This window comes from Salegentibacter mishustinae, assembly GCF_002900095.1.
GTDB classification, from domain to species: domain Bacteria; phylum Bacteroidota; class Bacteroidia; order Flavobacteriales; family Flavobacteriaceae; genus Salegentibacter; species Salegentibacter mishustinae.
The window spans coordinates 252,087-266,343 of sequence record NZ_LLKN01000001.1 but is presented as its reverse complement, the minus strand read 5'-3'; the positions used below and the strand labels follow the sequence as shown (position 1 = coordinate 266,343).

Below are 14,257 nucleotides of genomic sequence, written 5' to 3'. Positions count from 1 at the left end.
GATTTCCTCCTCAATTAATTTTTAATCAAAAATGGATTTAGTATAGTAGATTGGCTCTATCAATTCGCCTGCAAGAGGACCATCATCATGACGTAAAGGATTGTCAGGATTATCCCTGTTCCACTGCTTAACATAATCACCAAACTGAGTTCCCATTGCTTCTGCACCAGTTGGACCAAGGGCTAAATAATCGCTAATCTCGAATTGTACTAGACCGGTTGAGGCTACTACAGCTCTATAAGCTTCTGTGCTTGGAACCCTGGTAAAGAAATATGAATACCATCTCCAATTCGGGACTACTACTTTATCCGTCCAGGTTAAAAGGAATTTTGAAGATTCAATATTTCCTTTTTTGAAATCTTGGGAATCGGAAAGTCTGAGATGAAGAGAAACCTCTTCTTCAGCCAATTCAGCAGAGTTAAAAACTTTTATGGAGAGTGTTCCAGTATATTTATTAGCTTTAACTACTCCGTCAATAATTTCAAACTGATCGGCTTGAGCAGTGGTTAGTTCATCATCGATGATTTCTACCTCAAAATTTCTATCATAATCTTTGGCCATTCCCATTATTCGAACTTCTATCTCCTGGATATATTCATCACCTGGATTCGACAGGAAGGAGTAGGTGACGGATTCATCTAAAAAATTAATAGCATCATTTGCCTGAAAGGATATTATCTCTTCCCTTTCGCAAGAAAGGGTTAAAGCCATAGTAAGGAAAAGGAGTCCTATGTACTTAAATTTTTTCATTGTTTTGTATTTTAAATTACCGGTTACCAAATTCAATTTCATTATCAGGAATAGGGAGTACATACTCTTCTTCGTCCATGATTACAGTCTCCGAAACACCTGGGATTTGGGTCAATCCATTTCTTTTATAGAAATAAAATAACTGCCCTTCACTGATGAATTCTTTACGATATTCTTTCATTAGTTCTAATTCCATTTCTTCACCATTTAGAGTATCAGCAATAGGTTCTAAAATTCCTCTGCTAGCACGTACATCATTAAGATACTGTGCCGCTTTATTCAATTCACCTGAGCTGATATAGGCTTCTGCAGCTACATAATACATTTCAGGAAGTTTAATTAACGGAACCTGATTAGGATAAGCACTAGAACGTTGAATTATTTTTGTACTAACTAATCCTCTTGTTTGACCTGTTAACATGGTATTATATCTAACATCGGCAACCCCTATATTAACATTCTGAGTTTCGAAGATATCGGTGGCCATTGCTTCGGTATAAAAGAGGGCATCATAGTTAGTATTGGAGCTGGCATCGAAATAGGGATTAGCTAAATCGGCAAGGCCGGTTACATCCAATGAGAAAAGAATTTCCGGATAAAGAATGGGATCATTGCTAACATTATAGGATTCAGAGTTAACCAAAGCAAACGGAGCGTCATCAATAACTTCCTGGGCTGCAAGCCTTGCTTCGAAAAGGTTATCAGTACCTCCCTGCCATTGGAGTACTCTTGCCTGCAGTGCTTTTACCGCATAATAATTCATGCGTTGCTCCCTATTGTCATAGAAGTTATCCCGGTTAATTTCTTCAAACTCATCGCTATCCAAATTTACCGCACTGTAAATAGGATCGCTTTGTAGAAGCTCCAAAGACTCCTGAATATCCGTTTCCATAAGATTGAAAGTTTCAGCGTAGGTTAGCTGTGGAGTAATATTTTTTGAGTAGTCAAGGATATACGGGATTGCTAATTCGCCTGAAACATTCTGATTGGACATTCCTTCAACACCATATAACCTTAGTAAATCAAAGTGTAAAAACGCTCTAAGTCCAAGAAGTTCACCTTTTATCAGATTATAATTTAGAGGGTGAAGTACTTCACTATTCTGATCTATATAATCTAAAGCTATATTAATGTTAGCAATAGTATTATATGATTTTTGCCAGATTCCATCAATTTGGGGGGTAGAAAGATTTGTTCTATACTCAAATTGTTGTACGTCTGAATAAAGAGCTAGGTTTGGTAGATCGGCATGTTGCTGACCTAATATATCAACCAGGTTCCAGGATAAATCCTTTGCATAAAGATTAGGATTTGTCATTCCGATATAAACACCAATTAAGGCATCCTTGTATCCTTCTTCAGATTTAAATTGCTCTTCGGCTCGTATTTGCAAGGAAGTAGTTTCCTCCAGCCATTCTGGTTCACATGAAGTGAGCGAGAAGAAGCCAAATAATCCCAGTAATATATTTTGAATTTTTATTTTCATAATTTTTTGAATTTAAAAAGTTGCCATTAATGAGAAAGACATATTTCTTGCAAATGGATAGTCGGTACCTCTTTCGATTCTAACCGAAGAGAAATTAGCTGCTTCATTCATGTTGAAGCTTAGGCGCAATCGATTTAAATTTAAGGAATCGACAAGATTATCATTAAACTCGTAATACACATTAATTGCTGCTATATCCAATTCATTTCTATCCTGAACGAACCTCGAAGTTGCTCTGGTTCTTTCAGCAAAAGTCTCAAATACATTATCTCCATCGGTATCCGCAGAAAAAGTACCTAAGCGCTTAAACAGGGCTTGTTGTCCCGGCTCCAACCATCTACCGGTTAAAACGCGACGATCAACATTGTAATTCATATCCACATTTTCAACTCGGTCTACAAGAGTCTGATTATACATTTGCCCTCCACCCAAATATCGAGCGGTAATACTTATTCCAAAACCGTTATATTCTCCGGAGAACCCAAAATTTCCACGGTATTTAGGATTAGCGTCTCCAACAACCACCATATCACGGGCGCTCCATTCATAAGTTGTATTACCATCACGATCAAGGTAAATTTCCTCTCCAGTTGAAGGATCAATCCCTAAGGAAGGTACCGCCCAAATAGCATTCATAGACATTCCATCTTCATACTTATTAACCGGTTTACTATTTCCTCTATCGGCGGCTATCTCATCCATTCTTTCATTAAAACTTCTCATTGCATTAGACAATTCTACTATTTTATTTTCGTTGGTTGCAATACCACCAGTTACAGAAAAGAAGTTGTTACCCTGTGACCAGAGCAACATGGATAGATTAGCTTCAATACCACTGTTTTTTACCTTACCAAGATTGTCTTTTACGCTGCTAAATCCTGTTGAATAGGGTAGGGTGATAGAAGTAATAAGGTTTTCAGTATAACTCTCGTAGTAGTCGAGTCTAAGCGAGAGGTTTCCGAATTTGGTATCCAATCCTGCGTTATAATCGAACTTTGTTTCCCATTGAAGGAAAGGATTTGCCATATTTTGAACATACGAACCTGGAAATCCTTGGTAAAGAGATTCAAGGAAGTAATTATATGTGGCTATAGATTCATTAGTATTGAAATTCTGGTTACCAGTTGATCCTAGTGATCCTCTTAATCTCAGTTCATCAAACTTAGTGTCTTCAAGGAAGTTTTCATTATGAATATTCCAACCTAATCCAAGACTCCAGAAATTTGCCCATTTTTTATCGGCTCCAAACTGTGAAGAAGCACTGGTTCTTAAAGTTATGTCAGAGAGAAAGCGGTTATCATAAACATAAGATCCTACTGCAAGGAAACCAATATCTCTTGATAATCCTTCAATACCGCTAGGCCTTGAATCCAATGCATAATCACGAGCAAAAATAATATTATCCATTCTGTTGCTCGGAAAGCCTTCCACTTTGTGTACTACTTCATTAAATTTTCTTTCACTTATATTGAAGCCAAGGTTTGAAAAAACAAAATGTTTTCCGATATTTTTTGAATACTGAACATTGAAATCACCTGAGATATAACTACTTTCTCCATTATTTACCTGATAAGAACCTTTTCTTTGAGCGTCTTCACCGTAATAATTTTCAAAACGGGTATGTTTAGAGGGGTAAAATTCATCAGCATCGTTTTTCTTAACATCAATGCCAATTCTTGCAGTAGCTCTTATAGCCGGGATAATCCTCCATTCTAAATAAAAGTTATTAATAAAGTTTAAATAGTCTGATGTTATTTTAGAATCTAGGGTCGAGTTATAAAGTGGGTTGGTATAGCGTTCCCCATTAGGGCCGATTTCAGCATAATAGGGGATGGTACCATCCACCTCTTCAGCTCTCCAATACGGATTCATCTTTACATAATCAGAATATAAACCATAAGGAGATTCCTGAGCATTGTTACTATTAATTGTCATTATGTTGCGAAAGGAGAAATTATCCAATCTGTACGATGCTGTTAAGCTACCCGTAATGTTTTTTCTGAAAGACTCTTTCATTACTCCCTGAACATCGCGGTAGGCAATGTTTCCAAGAATACGTAAATCATCTCCACCTAGTTCAGCTGATAGAGAGTGTCTTTGCCCAACTCCATTTCTCAAAGGTTTTGCCATCCAGTCAGTATCAAGACCTTCGAGAGCCAATTTTCTTCGTGAATTATAAAGTTGTTGTAGTTGTGATAACCTTTCAGGATCGTTATTACTAGGAATATACATTCCATCGATTCTCTCTGCTTCTAATTTCTCCAGAGAGTTGGTTAGATTGTAACTGTCCAGGTCTGGTAATTCAAGATCAACACTTGCATTATACGTTATCAGAACTTTTTCGCCAGAAAGCTGAGTTGTTTCAATTACCACAACTCCATTAGCAGCTTTAGAACCATAGAGAGCTTTGGAAGCTGCATCTTTTAATACGGTTACTTTTTCAATTCGATTAATATCCAGATCAAATATCTGTTCAACATTTACTTCAAAACCATTAAGAATAAATAGAGGTTGATTTGGGTCTCTCAGGTAATTTCCTTTCAAGCCTGTACCAACACCTTCTCCAGGAAAGGTAGATGTTCCTCGTATTTGCATATCCGGAAGTGCGTTGGGATTTGATCCCAGGTTTAAATTATCGGCCAAAACAATTGAAGGATCAATGTTCTGTATAGCCTGGAAAACGTTAGCATTTCCCTTTTTCTTCAGTTCTTCTTTAGTAACCGTAATAGCAGAACCGGTGAAACTTTCAGCCTTTCTTTCGAAGATACCAGTGATAAGTACTTCAGATAATTCTGCCCTATCCTGTTTCATTCTTACATTAATGGTAGATTGACCTGTAACAGGAGTTTGTCTGATTTCGTAACCGATATGACTAAACATTAATGTGTCCCCAACTTTAGTTTCTATAGTATATTCTCCATTAATATTGGAATACACTCCTCTACTAGTCCCCATAATCATTACTGTAACGCCTGGGAATGGTTGATCCACTTCATCTGTTATCAAACCTTTGACTATTTTTTGTGGTACCTCTGAAGAAGATTGTGCGCCAACACTTTGCGATTGGGAACCCTGAACAGGCTCGCTTTTCTTTAAGAAAATTTGTTCTCCAATTATTTCGAATCCGGTATAGGTATTCTCGAAGATCTCTTCCAACAGTTCATTTATTGGTTTATTGGTACCTTTAACATTCACTGTTCTTTCAAGGTCTACATCAGCGGTTTTATAAACAAAACGATATTGAGTATTACTCTCAATTTGATCAATTAAACTTTCAACAGTGATATTTTTGCTATCGAGACTTATTTGAAAATCGGTAGTGGTTGCTTGGGAAGAAATTGTAAATAAAAGAATAAATAAGGCTAATGGTTGCTTAAATTTTTGAAATAAGCAGGCAAAATGAACCTTTTTATGAAGATTTTTCATATTTTTAAATGTTACTTTGTGGTTAATTTTTAATCACTTCATAATCGGGAAATGTTGCGAGCATTTTCCGATTTTTTTTAAGTTGAGGTTAGTTAATGTTTATTCATAGGCAGCTATTTATTTTATAATTATTTTATTGTTTTCAATAATGTAGTTTATCTCATAGATTCTATCCAGATATTCCAGCACCTTTTCTACAGGTTGATCACCGAAATTCGCGTTAAAGGTTTCATTAGAAACATTTGAGGTTTTGTTTACAATGGTCACGTTGAAGTGACGTTCTAACTTCTCAAGAATATCATCTAGAGTCGCATCCCTAAAAACCAGCTCTCCATTAATCCAGGAAGTGTAGACGCCGGTTGGTACTTTTTTGGTTTCAATATTTTTATGGTATTTTTCATAGGAACCTAATTCCCCTGGTACAAGCATTGTTTGTCCGGTGGATAGGTCATCATAAAGGCCTACGGAACCTTCCACAAGGACAATATTGGTATATTTTTCATTAGGATAGGCCGATACATTGAATTCAGTACCATAAACCTTCGTGTTAAGTCCGTGGGAATTAACTATGAAAGGTTTTTCTTTGTTTTTTGTTACATCAAAATATGCTTCTCCAGAGAGAGAAACCTGTCTTTCTTTCAAGTTTGAAAAATTAACCGGAAACCTAATGGTTGTACCCGCATTTAAGTGAATACGGGTACCATCAGAAAGGCTAATTTCAAATTTTTTACCAAAAGGAACTTTAATTGTGTTGTATTCGGGATTTTGAGGAGATTTTTCATTAATTGTGTTATAAATAAGTTTATCCCCTTGCATGAAGCCTATAGTATTACCCTGAGCATCTTTGATTAAGGTTTCTTTACCTTCTTCTAATTTCTCGATGCTACCATTATTATCTTCAAGAGTAATCTGTTCATCAGAAATAATCAATTGACTAGATTCGGGATTTTGGATGTGGTTAAAAAATGCTCCAATAAGGATAATTCCTGCCAAGGCAGCTGCGGTGGCATAAGACCATCGGAATTTATTAGGTTTTAGGAGGGATTTCTTTCTCTTTGGTTGTTTCAAAATTCTGGAAGAAATTTTGTTGGCTTCACTCTGGCTTAATTCGGGGAGTTTGATATAGAGGTCATTGATTTCCTCAACACCCGGATGATCTTCCGTTGGAATTTTAGCATCCCTGTAGTAGGCAATTATTTGCTCTATTTCTTCACCAGAACAACGGTTAAGTGCAAATTTTTTGAGGAGGTACTTTATGTTTTTAGGTTTATTCATTCAGGTAGACAATTGTTGCTTGTATATGTAATACAGTTGAAACCTGATTAGGTACTACTCTGATTTCACTTTTTTTTAAACATTTTTAGGGTAAATGTTAAAACTACTGTAAAGACTGAGTATGGGCTTTAATTAAAAATGAAATAAATCTTTAATTAAAAACAGAATGAAGAAGGTTAGGTCGGTTTTTAGTTGGAGATAATTTCGTATGGAGGAAAGGGCACTGGACATTTGAGATTTAACTGTACTTACAGAGATATTTAGTTCTTCACTAATATCGGAATAGCTTTTTCCTTCTAAGCGGGACATCTCATAAATTCTTTTGCGTTTTTCAGGTAATCGGTTAATAGCTTCCATGGTAATAATTGCATATTCATTATGCACGACTTTATCAAAAGTGGAATTTTCAGAAGATGTAGTTTTATGAAAAATCTCTTTTTTAAGCAATTCAGAATTAGCAGCCTTTTTAAGGTGGTTGAAGGACAGGTTTCGGGCAATAGTAAAAAGATAGGATTTCAACGAGAGGTTTGGATCTAATTCTTCAGAATTCATCCATAGTTTCATAAAGACCTCTTGAACAATTTCTTCTGCATTCTCTTTAGATTTTAGAAGGCTGATACTATATGCAAAAATCGGGGGATGATATTTCTCAAAAATTTTATGAAATGCTTTCTCATTGTTAACTTTCAATTGCTCAACCAGTAACCTATCAGGATTCCGATTATTTTTAGATGAAAGCATAGAGATTGCGATTTATTCTTTAAACCCTCCAATACCTTTAGGTGTTAGGGTTTTATTTAACCTAATAATTAAAAGATCAAGATTCAAATTTAGATTTTTTTAACAAAGAATAAAATAAAATATAAAATTTATTTAAAAGAAAATAGAAGTAGTAATTATTATGTACCGAATCTATATAGAGAAATCGAGGAATATTTATCTTCGGATTTTTAGGTTGCGATCCAAAAAAACAACAAGATTATTCTATCCGATGGTGAAGTTGATTAAAATCATTCGGATGATATTTTGATTCAGGGAAAGTTGATTGAGATTAGGCAAGATTAAGATGGATCACTTTTCATATTTCAAGAAATTTATTTACCACAAGATGGTTCAAGGAATTCGATTACTCGAATATTTTACACTAAGATGATGAGGCTGAAATGTATGAGTGTCTTTATAATTTGAGCCCTTTTAAGTTTATCAGTGAGCATATAAAACTCTATAAGACAACTGTTGATGGCAGGTATTTATTTGAAATTCGCAATTACGGAAAAATAGCTTTTGCATAACTGCAAAATGTTGTAAGAAATTACTCCATGTTTTATAAGGTTTTACACCCTCGGTAGTTTCCGCAGTTTTATTTTTGACTTGATTGAGATTTTTACCCTGGGATCCATATTAATAGTAAACTGGAACCATAAAAGGTCCGTATGGATTAATCATAATTAAAGAAATTCAAGGATTTGATATAGTTGTGCCGTGGCCCCTAATCTACCATAACTAACCTGCGCCGGATCCTATGCCGTTTTTATAGCGTACGGGAAGTTAAGCGTAAAGTAAAAACAGCATAGGGGCGTTGTGGCATTTAGTATAGATACCTATCTTTCATATCGTCTTTTAAGAATATCTAGTTCGGTGAAATCAATATCTATTTTAAAGTAAGGCTTGCCAAAGGTAGGTTCCACTTTATTTATCCCATTAATAATTTTAGATAAGATTTCTGAAAACTCCCTTCGATCTTTTTGACGTGCACTGCTAAGCAAATCGTATTCCTCCTGCGAAACTTTCCCATCCTCCAGCTCCCATTCCTCCCTGGTCAATCTTCTAATATTTGTTTCCTCCAGTGGTCTTGTTTTAGCCTCTATTTTTTCAGCTTTATCAAAAAGTCCTGCAAGCATATTATAGGTAGGCTTATGATATTTTTCTTCGTGCTCCCTAAGCAGGGCAATAATAAAATCCAATCGACCAATTACATAATTATAAAGCCCAATATAGTGCCTAAAAATTGGGCTCCTGGGATGAATCTTTGTGGCTTCAAAAAAGTCCATCATATCATCCAGGCTTTCCGAATGAGAGGGAGCTACATTTTTTGAAAACTTACGAAATCGTGCTGCCGTGATACGATTAATACTAATGGCAGAAAACAGGCTTTTTCTATCTTTATTTTTTTCCATTACAGTAATTTTTTTCTTTGCTGCTGGGCTTCTTCAGACCAAAGAGCTGGTTTTTGCTCCATCTATCATTTTATTAGATATTTTTAATAATTTATTAAATACTGAATTACAGTGTTTTAAATTAAAGTGTGGTTCCTAAGTATCCACTGTGTACAGTAGATTATTCCCCTGTTTTCAGTAGCTAACAAATGATTTTAATTGTTTATACACCAGTGTTTTAAGTATTAAAAATCATAAACAATTGAATATCAGGAATTTGAAAATTGTAACCTTGCTTTAGCAGGTTACCCTCTTGCTATTCAAATTCCTTCCGCTTCGCTTCTGAAATTTCAATAGCTTTTCCATATCATTAAATCACTAAAATCAAGTGCTTAATGATCAGCTTGAAACTCCTTTGAAATTTTTTTAAAATTCATCTTTGACTACCTTCTCCTTGATTCTTTTAGGGCTAAAATCTCTTGAGGAGGTAAGTCAAAAAATTAATAGCTGTAATCTTATTTCCCTGATTGATTTTCTAGTTCTGAGCTTCTAAAATCAGGTTATCCAATTCTTATTTTTGACTTACTTCCGAATCCTCTTTTTGGACGAACCTCTTTTTACTAAGCTGTAGCTTTTGCGAATGCGTGGAAAATGTGGTGAGGACTTTTTAGTACCAATCATTCTCGCCAACTTCTACCTTCCCATTTAATGATATTGAACATTTCCGGCAACCGGTCTCCAATATGATGTCCATACCGGGCCGATATTGCTGAAGGTTTTTCATTGGTAGTCACAAAAGTTTTTAATCTTCGCCGGTGTCTTTCATAAAGCAATTTTCCGATAATCTCTTCCCGGTTATAAGCCTTGTTTTCTTTACCCACATCATCCAGGTACAATTTTCCGCGATAATAATCTTCCAGTTTAAAATTGCTGTTTTTATTCTGTTGCGATTCGTAATAACGGGTCAGTAAATGAACTGTAGAAATCTGGGGGAACCAAAGTTGTGTACTTCGGGTTTGCTTCAGAATTATTCTTCCAATGTGATGAATAGCATCAAAAAGCGTGGATTTCCCCACACCGTAGTCGCCATATACTAATAGACCTTTATCGAGGCCCGGTTTATTTTTTATGAGCCCATATTCATTGAAATCTGACTGTTGTAAGAAATAGCGAAAAATACTAAAGATGATGTGCTGGTTTTCTTCTGTGATTTGATATCCCGGAAAGTGATTACAAAACAACTTCCAGAATAGCTGTTTGCTAACTGGAGGGTGTGTGCGTTGTGAGGCCTTCTTTTGCCATGCAATATCTAGTAAAGGAAAACTAGTCATAACTTTGAATTTTATGCTGAACCTGGAGGTCCATCGTTTTTATTTTCACCGGCTTTTTTCCCTGGGCGATTAGCTGCCCAATTTTCTCCCTGAGTTTATAAGTGCTTAGTATAATTCCTTTCCAAAATTCTTCGGAACCATTCAGTAATTCATAGGCAAGTAGCAATTGATCTTCTGAAACTCCATCTTTTTCCATCATCAACCGGATAGGATCAAGACAATTTTTGAAGCTTGTTATTTCTACTTTTTTTGTTGGTGCACTTTTATTTTTTAAGTTTTTTAGAAAGAGCTGTTGAAACTTAAGTGCCCACTGGTAATATATAAGCTGATCTTTTGGAATTTCAGACTTATCAATTTTCAGAAATGGCTTTTTATTTAAAGTTTCATTGTTTAATAAGTTTATTTGTTTATCTATACTAGCAATGCTTCGGACTTGCTTTGAGCATTGCTCAGACACTGTTGTGTGCAATGCTTTGTCCAATGCTTCGGGTTGTGCTTTGGTATTTTTTACCAAAGCAATGACATTAGCAGTATACTGGTTTTTACTTTTCTGTATCCATTGGATAAAATTCCAATCCACGAGATCTTCAAGGGCGCGGATATAAGTTTTATAATTCTTGATTCCCAAAGCTTCCATTGCCAGATCGGTTGGAAAACCAAAGTTTTCTTTCCAACCTAACCTATTGCAGCGTTCTATGACAAAAAAATAAATAGCGGTATGGACGGGTTTAACCTTATTAGGATGATTAAAACTGAAATCAAACCACGCCCTTGAAAATTCGTAACCACTCATCTCCTTAAGATTTTTGGTTGCCAAGCAGCCAGGCGTTCAACTTGCTTTTCTCAAAATAAATCAACTTTCCCCGTGGTTTGGAATAGGGAATAAGGTTTTTAGCGGTAAGCTTGTACATATAGCTTCTCGAAATCCCGGAATACAGGCAGGCTTCATCAAAGGTTAGTACTTCCTTGTTTGCGGCGAGCATTTGCTCCATACGCATCAATCGATCTTCTAATTGTAAATCATTCATAATTGATATTTTTTATAAGCCAACACAATGGTTGTCTTTAGGTTATGGCAACAAATGAATGATTAAAATCTCTGTAAATCAATATGGTAACTGGTAATAGTAAAGGAATTACCTATAGGTTTTTAAAAATTTCAGAAATACCTCGAAGGTAAGCAGCTTCATTGGTTCGCCAGTCTGAAATGTTTTTTGTAGATAAATGTTGAAGGTTTCCCTTCGGATTTTTAAGTTGAAAATACTGTTCGACAAATATGATAATCTGCCGGTTGTCCAGGTTCTTAAAACCGATAAATAGATGGCTTAAAAATTCCAGTAGGGTTTGCCGGTTGGCCTGTTTCGGTCTTTTAGGAGAAAGATCAACCCATTGCAGACGTTTCTCAGGAACTACCGGTTTCAACTGAACTAGAAATTGAAAACTTCGATAATTTCCACTGGTAAAGTAATTCCCCGAGAATGCTTTAAAAATTGTTTGAGTCTTTTCTTCTGTAATCGGAATAACTTTCAGATTAAAATGGTGAAATGACAATGAATCGTGATCCAGTGTATATACTTCAAAGGAATTAGATTTAGTCCTGATCCTTTTTCTCTTAACGATAAAATAAATTCCTGAAATAAACACTAGAGAAGTAAAGAGGTAAATTATCGTATAACAGATCTGAAACCAAAGGCTAAACGGAGTGATCCAGACATAAAGGAGGAGTGCTGTAAAAACTAAAATACAACAGGTAAAAAAAATTTGGCCCAGTTGTGAATCAGTTTCCCTTAGGAGATAATTAAAAAAATCCTGGAGCTTAGCCCTTAGCTGAATAGTGAAAATCGCAATGCGCTCCAAAAACATCTTACTTTGTTCTCTTTTAACTATTTAAAGATAATAAAAAAGAAAATATAGGTGTAGTTTTTAATTTTATCTAGAAGGGGTATTTCAATCCTGTAGTTTAATTCTAAAAGAAGAAAATCCTAATAGAATGTTTAATTAATCTTATTGCCGTTGGAAAATTTTAAAATCTCATCTAGCGCTTGATCTGAGGAAGCGTGTACAAAATTACCCTGATATCCAATTGTAGTACTCAAGCTGCTATGTCTATATAGTTTTTGAAGCATTTGTGGGGACACCTTATCTCCGGCAATATTTCCAAAAGAATCTCTGGCGATATGATTGGTGATTTTTTTATCTATTTCTGCAAGATCAGCTATATCCTTTAGATTAGAATTATGTTTTTTTATAGCACTCTTTATTACACTATATTTTTGTTTGGTTTCATCTCCTCCCACTTTTTTAAGTTCAGGAAAAATAAAATCAGCATAAGATCTCTGATCGGTACGATAGAACTCCAAAATTTCAATTACTTTCTCAGGAAGCCGGAGCGAATCTAATTTTGCGTTTTTTTTCATTCTATAAAACAATCTGTCATCTACTATATCATTCCATTTTAGATGAAGTAAATCTGTTATTCTGATTCCTGCTAAATAGAAAGAGAATAAAAATATGTTTCTTGTATGCCAAAGGGGAGTATGTTTTTGTAAATCTAATTGTTCAATTTTAAGGATTTCTTCTTCTGTTAATCCTATTTTTAATGATTCAGGATATTTTATAAGTATTTTACCCCTACCGAAGGGATAAAAAGTTTGGTCTATTATGCCTCTTTTAATTGCCCTATTGAATAGCAATCTAATAAACACATATGAATTCATTACAGACCTTTCTGAGTTGTTTTTTTCATTTTTAAGATATACTTTAAATCGCCTTAAAAAACTTTCATCAATTTCCGGAAATAAGACATCTTTTCCTTTGGTAAAATCTTTAATAATTTTTGCTTTAGAACGATCGGAAATAGCGCGATTAAATTTTTTTGATTTTTCTAAATCCTCCCCATGTTCTTTGGCAAGAGCGAAGAAGGAATTATTATTTTTATTACTTCTTATCTTATCTGTTATTTGCTTTGCAGATAATTGCTTTTTATTACGCTCTGCTTCATAGATAATATCATCTAGTTGATCATATTTTTTCCTGATTAGCCTATTTAAATGCTGGTATTTAGGATGTGATTTCTTTACTTTTTCTGCTTTCTCATCCCAATCCTTTGGATCAATATTATAACCAAGATGAAAATAGCTGCGTCTACGGAAACTGGTTACTCTTAATGCTAACCGATAAATTATTTCAGTCTTATTTAACTTTTTAGGATGCAAAATTGCTTTGAGATGAACCATAATTTTCTTGTTTGAAAATACTAAGATAATCATTCTGGGTAACACATAGGTAACACATTTCTTGAATTGTTTTGGGTTTATTTGATATCTGTTAAGTGGTTAAACATCAGTAAATCAGTATTTTGTATTCTTTTGATTTCCTTTGGTTTCTATTCAAATCGAACTTAGGATCTAGTGCCTTACGGTGTGAGAGTTCGAGTCTCTCCGCCCGCACAAAAGAAAGCTTCTCAGAAATGAGGAGCTTTTTTATTTTGTGAAAATTATGAAGATCTCTAGGCGGAGAGGCGAGAAGTTTATCCCGATGCCTATCGGGAAGTCTCTCCGCCCGCACAAAGGGATAAGCCGACTTGAAAGAGTCGGCTTTTTTGTTTGGGTAACATAAAAAGTCGAATTCTAAAGAGATAGTTGATTTTGACTAAATAAACGTATTAAGCTATATCTTACTAATATTCCGAGTATTCTGATCAGCTTAGATTTAGAAACTAAGATTATTTTTTTAATGTTATTTCAAAAATTAGTTTCCTGATTGTTTTAAAGATTTGGGAAAGGATTTAGTTAGGAGTATAGAAAAGAATTATCTAATCTATTTTATTCAAA

At 34.9% G+C, this 14,257-nt stretch carries 11 protein-coding genes; all 11 read right to left on the bottom strand.

Translation table 11 applies throughout. The features are described 5' to 3' along the window. Positions 1-21 precede the first annotated feature (21 nt). The 11 genes from APB85_RS01335 to APB85_RS01280 all read right to left on the bottom strand — a co-directional run bounded on the left by APB85_RS01335 (position 22) and on the right by APB85_RS01280 (position 13,660). Positions 22-750, bottom strand: a complete 729-nt coding sequence (locus APB85_RS01335) for a DUF4843 domain-containing protein (protein WP_160319223.1) — start codon at positions 748-750, stop codon at positions 22-24. A gap of 16 nt (positions 751-766) precedes the next feature. Next, the gene (locus tag APB85_RS01330) at positions 767-2,236 is read right to left on the bottom strand and encodes a RagB/SusD family nutrient uptake outer membrane protein (protein WP_057480357.1); all 1,470 of its coding nucleotides are present in this window, start codon (positions 2,234-2,236) and stop codon (positions 767-769) included. A gap of 12 nt (positions 2,237-2,248) precedes the next feature. After that, positions 2,249-5,662: a SusC/RagA family TonB-linked outer membrane protein gene (locus APB85_RS01325; RefSeq protein ID WP_057480356.1), complete on the bottom strand. Its 3,414-nt coding sequence runs from the start codon at positions 5,660-5,662 to the stop codon at positions 2,249-2,251. Positions 5,663-5,779: 117 nt separating this feature from the next. Next, entirely contained in the window at positions 5,780-6,937 is a 1,158-nt protein-coding gene (locus APB85_RS01320) for a FecR family protein (protein ID WP_057480355.1), read from the bottom strand. A gap of 132 nt (positions 6,938-7,069) precedes the next feature. Next, positions 7,070-7,678, bottom strand: a complete 609-nt coding sequence (locus tag APB85_RS01315; RefSeq protein ID WP_057480354.1) for an RNA polymerase sigma factor — start codon at positions 7,676-7,678, stop codon at positions 7,070-7,072. An 860-nt stretch (positions 7,679-8,538) separates the two neighbouring features. Beyond that, positions 8,539-9,114, bottom strand: a complete 576-nt coding sequence (locus APB85_RS01310) for a BfmA/BtgA family mobilization protein (RefSeq protein WP_057480353.1) — start codon at positions 9,112-9,114, stop codon at positions 8,539-8,541. 656 nt (positions 9,115-9,770) lie between these two features. After that, positions 9,771-10,424 carry a P-loop NTPase family protein gene (locus APB85_RS01300; protein ID WP_057480351.1) on the bottom strand — a complete coding sequence of 218 codons (654 nt, stop codon included), beginning with the start codon at positions 10,422-10,424 and terminating at the stop codon, positions 9,771-9,773. After that, the gene (locus tag APB85_RS01295) at positions 10,417-11,217 is read right to left on the bottom strand and encodes a hypothetical protein (RefSeq protein ID WP_103294404.1); all 801 of its coding nucleotides are present in this window, start codon (positions 11,215-11,217) and stop codon (positions 10,417-10,419) included. Before APB85_RS01295 ends, APB85_RS01300 begins: the two co-directional genes overlap by 8 nt. A 4-nt stretch (positions 11,218-11,221) precedes the next feature. After that, on the bottom strand, positions 11,222-11,452 hold the full coding sequence (locus APB85_RS01290) for a helix-turn-helix domain-containing protein (RefSeq protein WP_037315562.1): 231 nt from the start codon (positions 11,450-11,452) through the stop codon (positions 11,222-11,224). Between the two features lie 112 nt (positions 11,453-11,564). Next, a complete protein-coding gene (locus tag APB85_RS01285; RefSeq protein ID WP_146035369.1) occupies positions 11,565-12,068 on the bottom strand; it encodes a hypothetical protein in 504 nt (167 codons plus the stop codon). A gap of 350 nt (positions 12,069-12,418) precedes the next feature. Then, the gene (locus tag APB85_RS01280) at positions 12,419-13,660 is read right to left on the bottom strand and encodes a site-specific integrase (RefSeq protein WP_057480649.1); all 1,242 of its coding nucleotides are present in this window, start codon (positions 13,658-13,660) and stop codon (positions 12,419-12,421) included. Positions 13,661-14,257 lie beyond the last annotated feature (597 nt).

Bases quoted from the DNA above. Each gene is read 5' to 3' on its own strand.
- APB85_RS01335 (WP_160319223.1), bottom strand. From the start codon at position 750: ATGAAAAAATTTAAGTACATAGGACTCCTTTTCCTTACTATGGCTTTA.
- APB85_RS01330 (WP_057480357.1), bottom strand. From the start codon at position 2,236: ATGAAAATAAAAATTCAAAATATATTACTGGGATTATTTGGCTTCTTC.
- APB85_RS01325 (WP_057480356.1), bottom strand. From the start codon at position 5,662: ATGAAAAATCTTCATAAAAAGGTTCATTTTGCCTGCTTATTTCAAAAA.
- APB85_RS01320 (WP_057480355.1), bottom strand. From the start codon at position 6,937: ATGAATAAACCTAAAAACATAAAGTACCTCCTCAAAAAATTTGCACTT.
- APB85_RS01315 (WP_057480354.1), bottom strand. From the start codon at position 7,678: ATGCTTTCATCTAAAAATAATCGGAATCCTGATAGGTTACTGGTTGAG.
- APB85_RS01310 (WP_057480353.1), bottom strand. From the start codon at position 9,114: ATGGAAAAAAATAAAGATAGAAAAAGCCTGTTTTCTGCCATTAGTATT.
- APB85_RS01300 (WP_057480351.1), bottom strand. From the start codon at position 10,424: ATGACTAGTTTTCCTTTACTAGATATTGCATGGCAAAAGAAGGCCTCA.
- APB85_RS01295 (WP_103294404.1), bottom strand. From the start codon at position 11,217: ATGAGTGGTTACGAATTTTCAAGGGCGTGGTTTGATTTCAGTTTTAAT.
- APB85_RS01290 (WP_037315562.1), bottom strand. From the start codon at position 11,452: ATGAATGATTTACAATTAGAAGATCGATTGATGCGTATGGAGCAAATG.
- APB85_RS01280 (WP_057480649.1), bottom strand. From the start codon at position 13,660: ATGGTTCATCTCAAAGCAATTTTGCATCCTAAAAAGTTAAATAAGACT.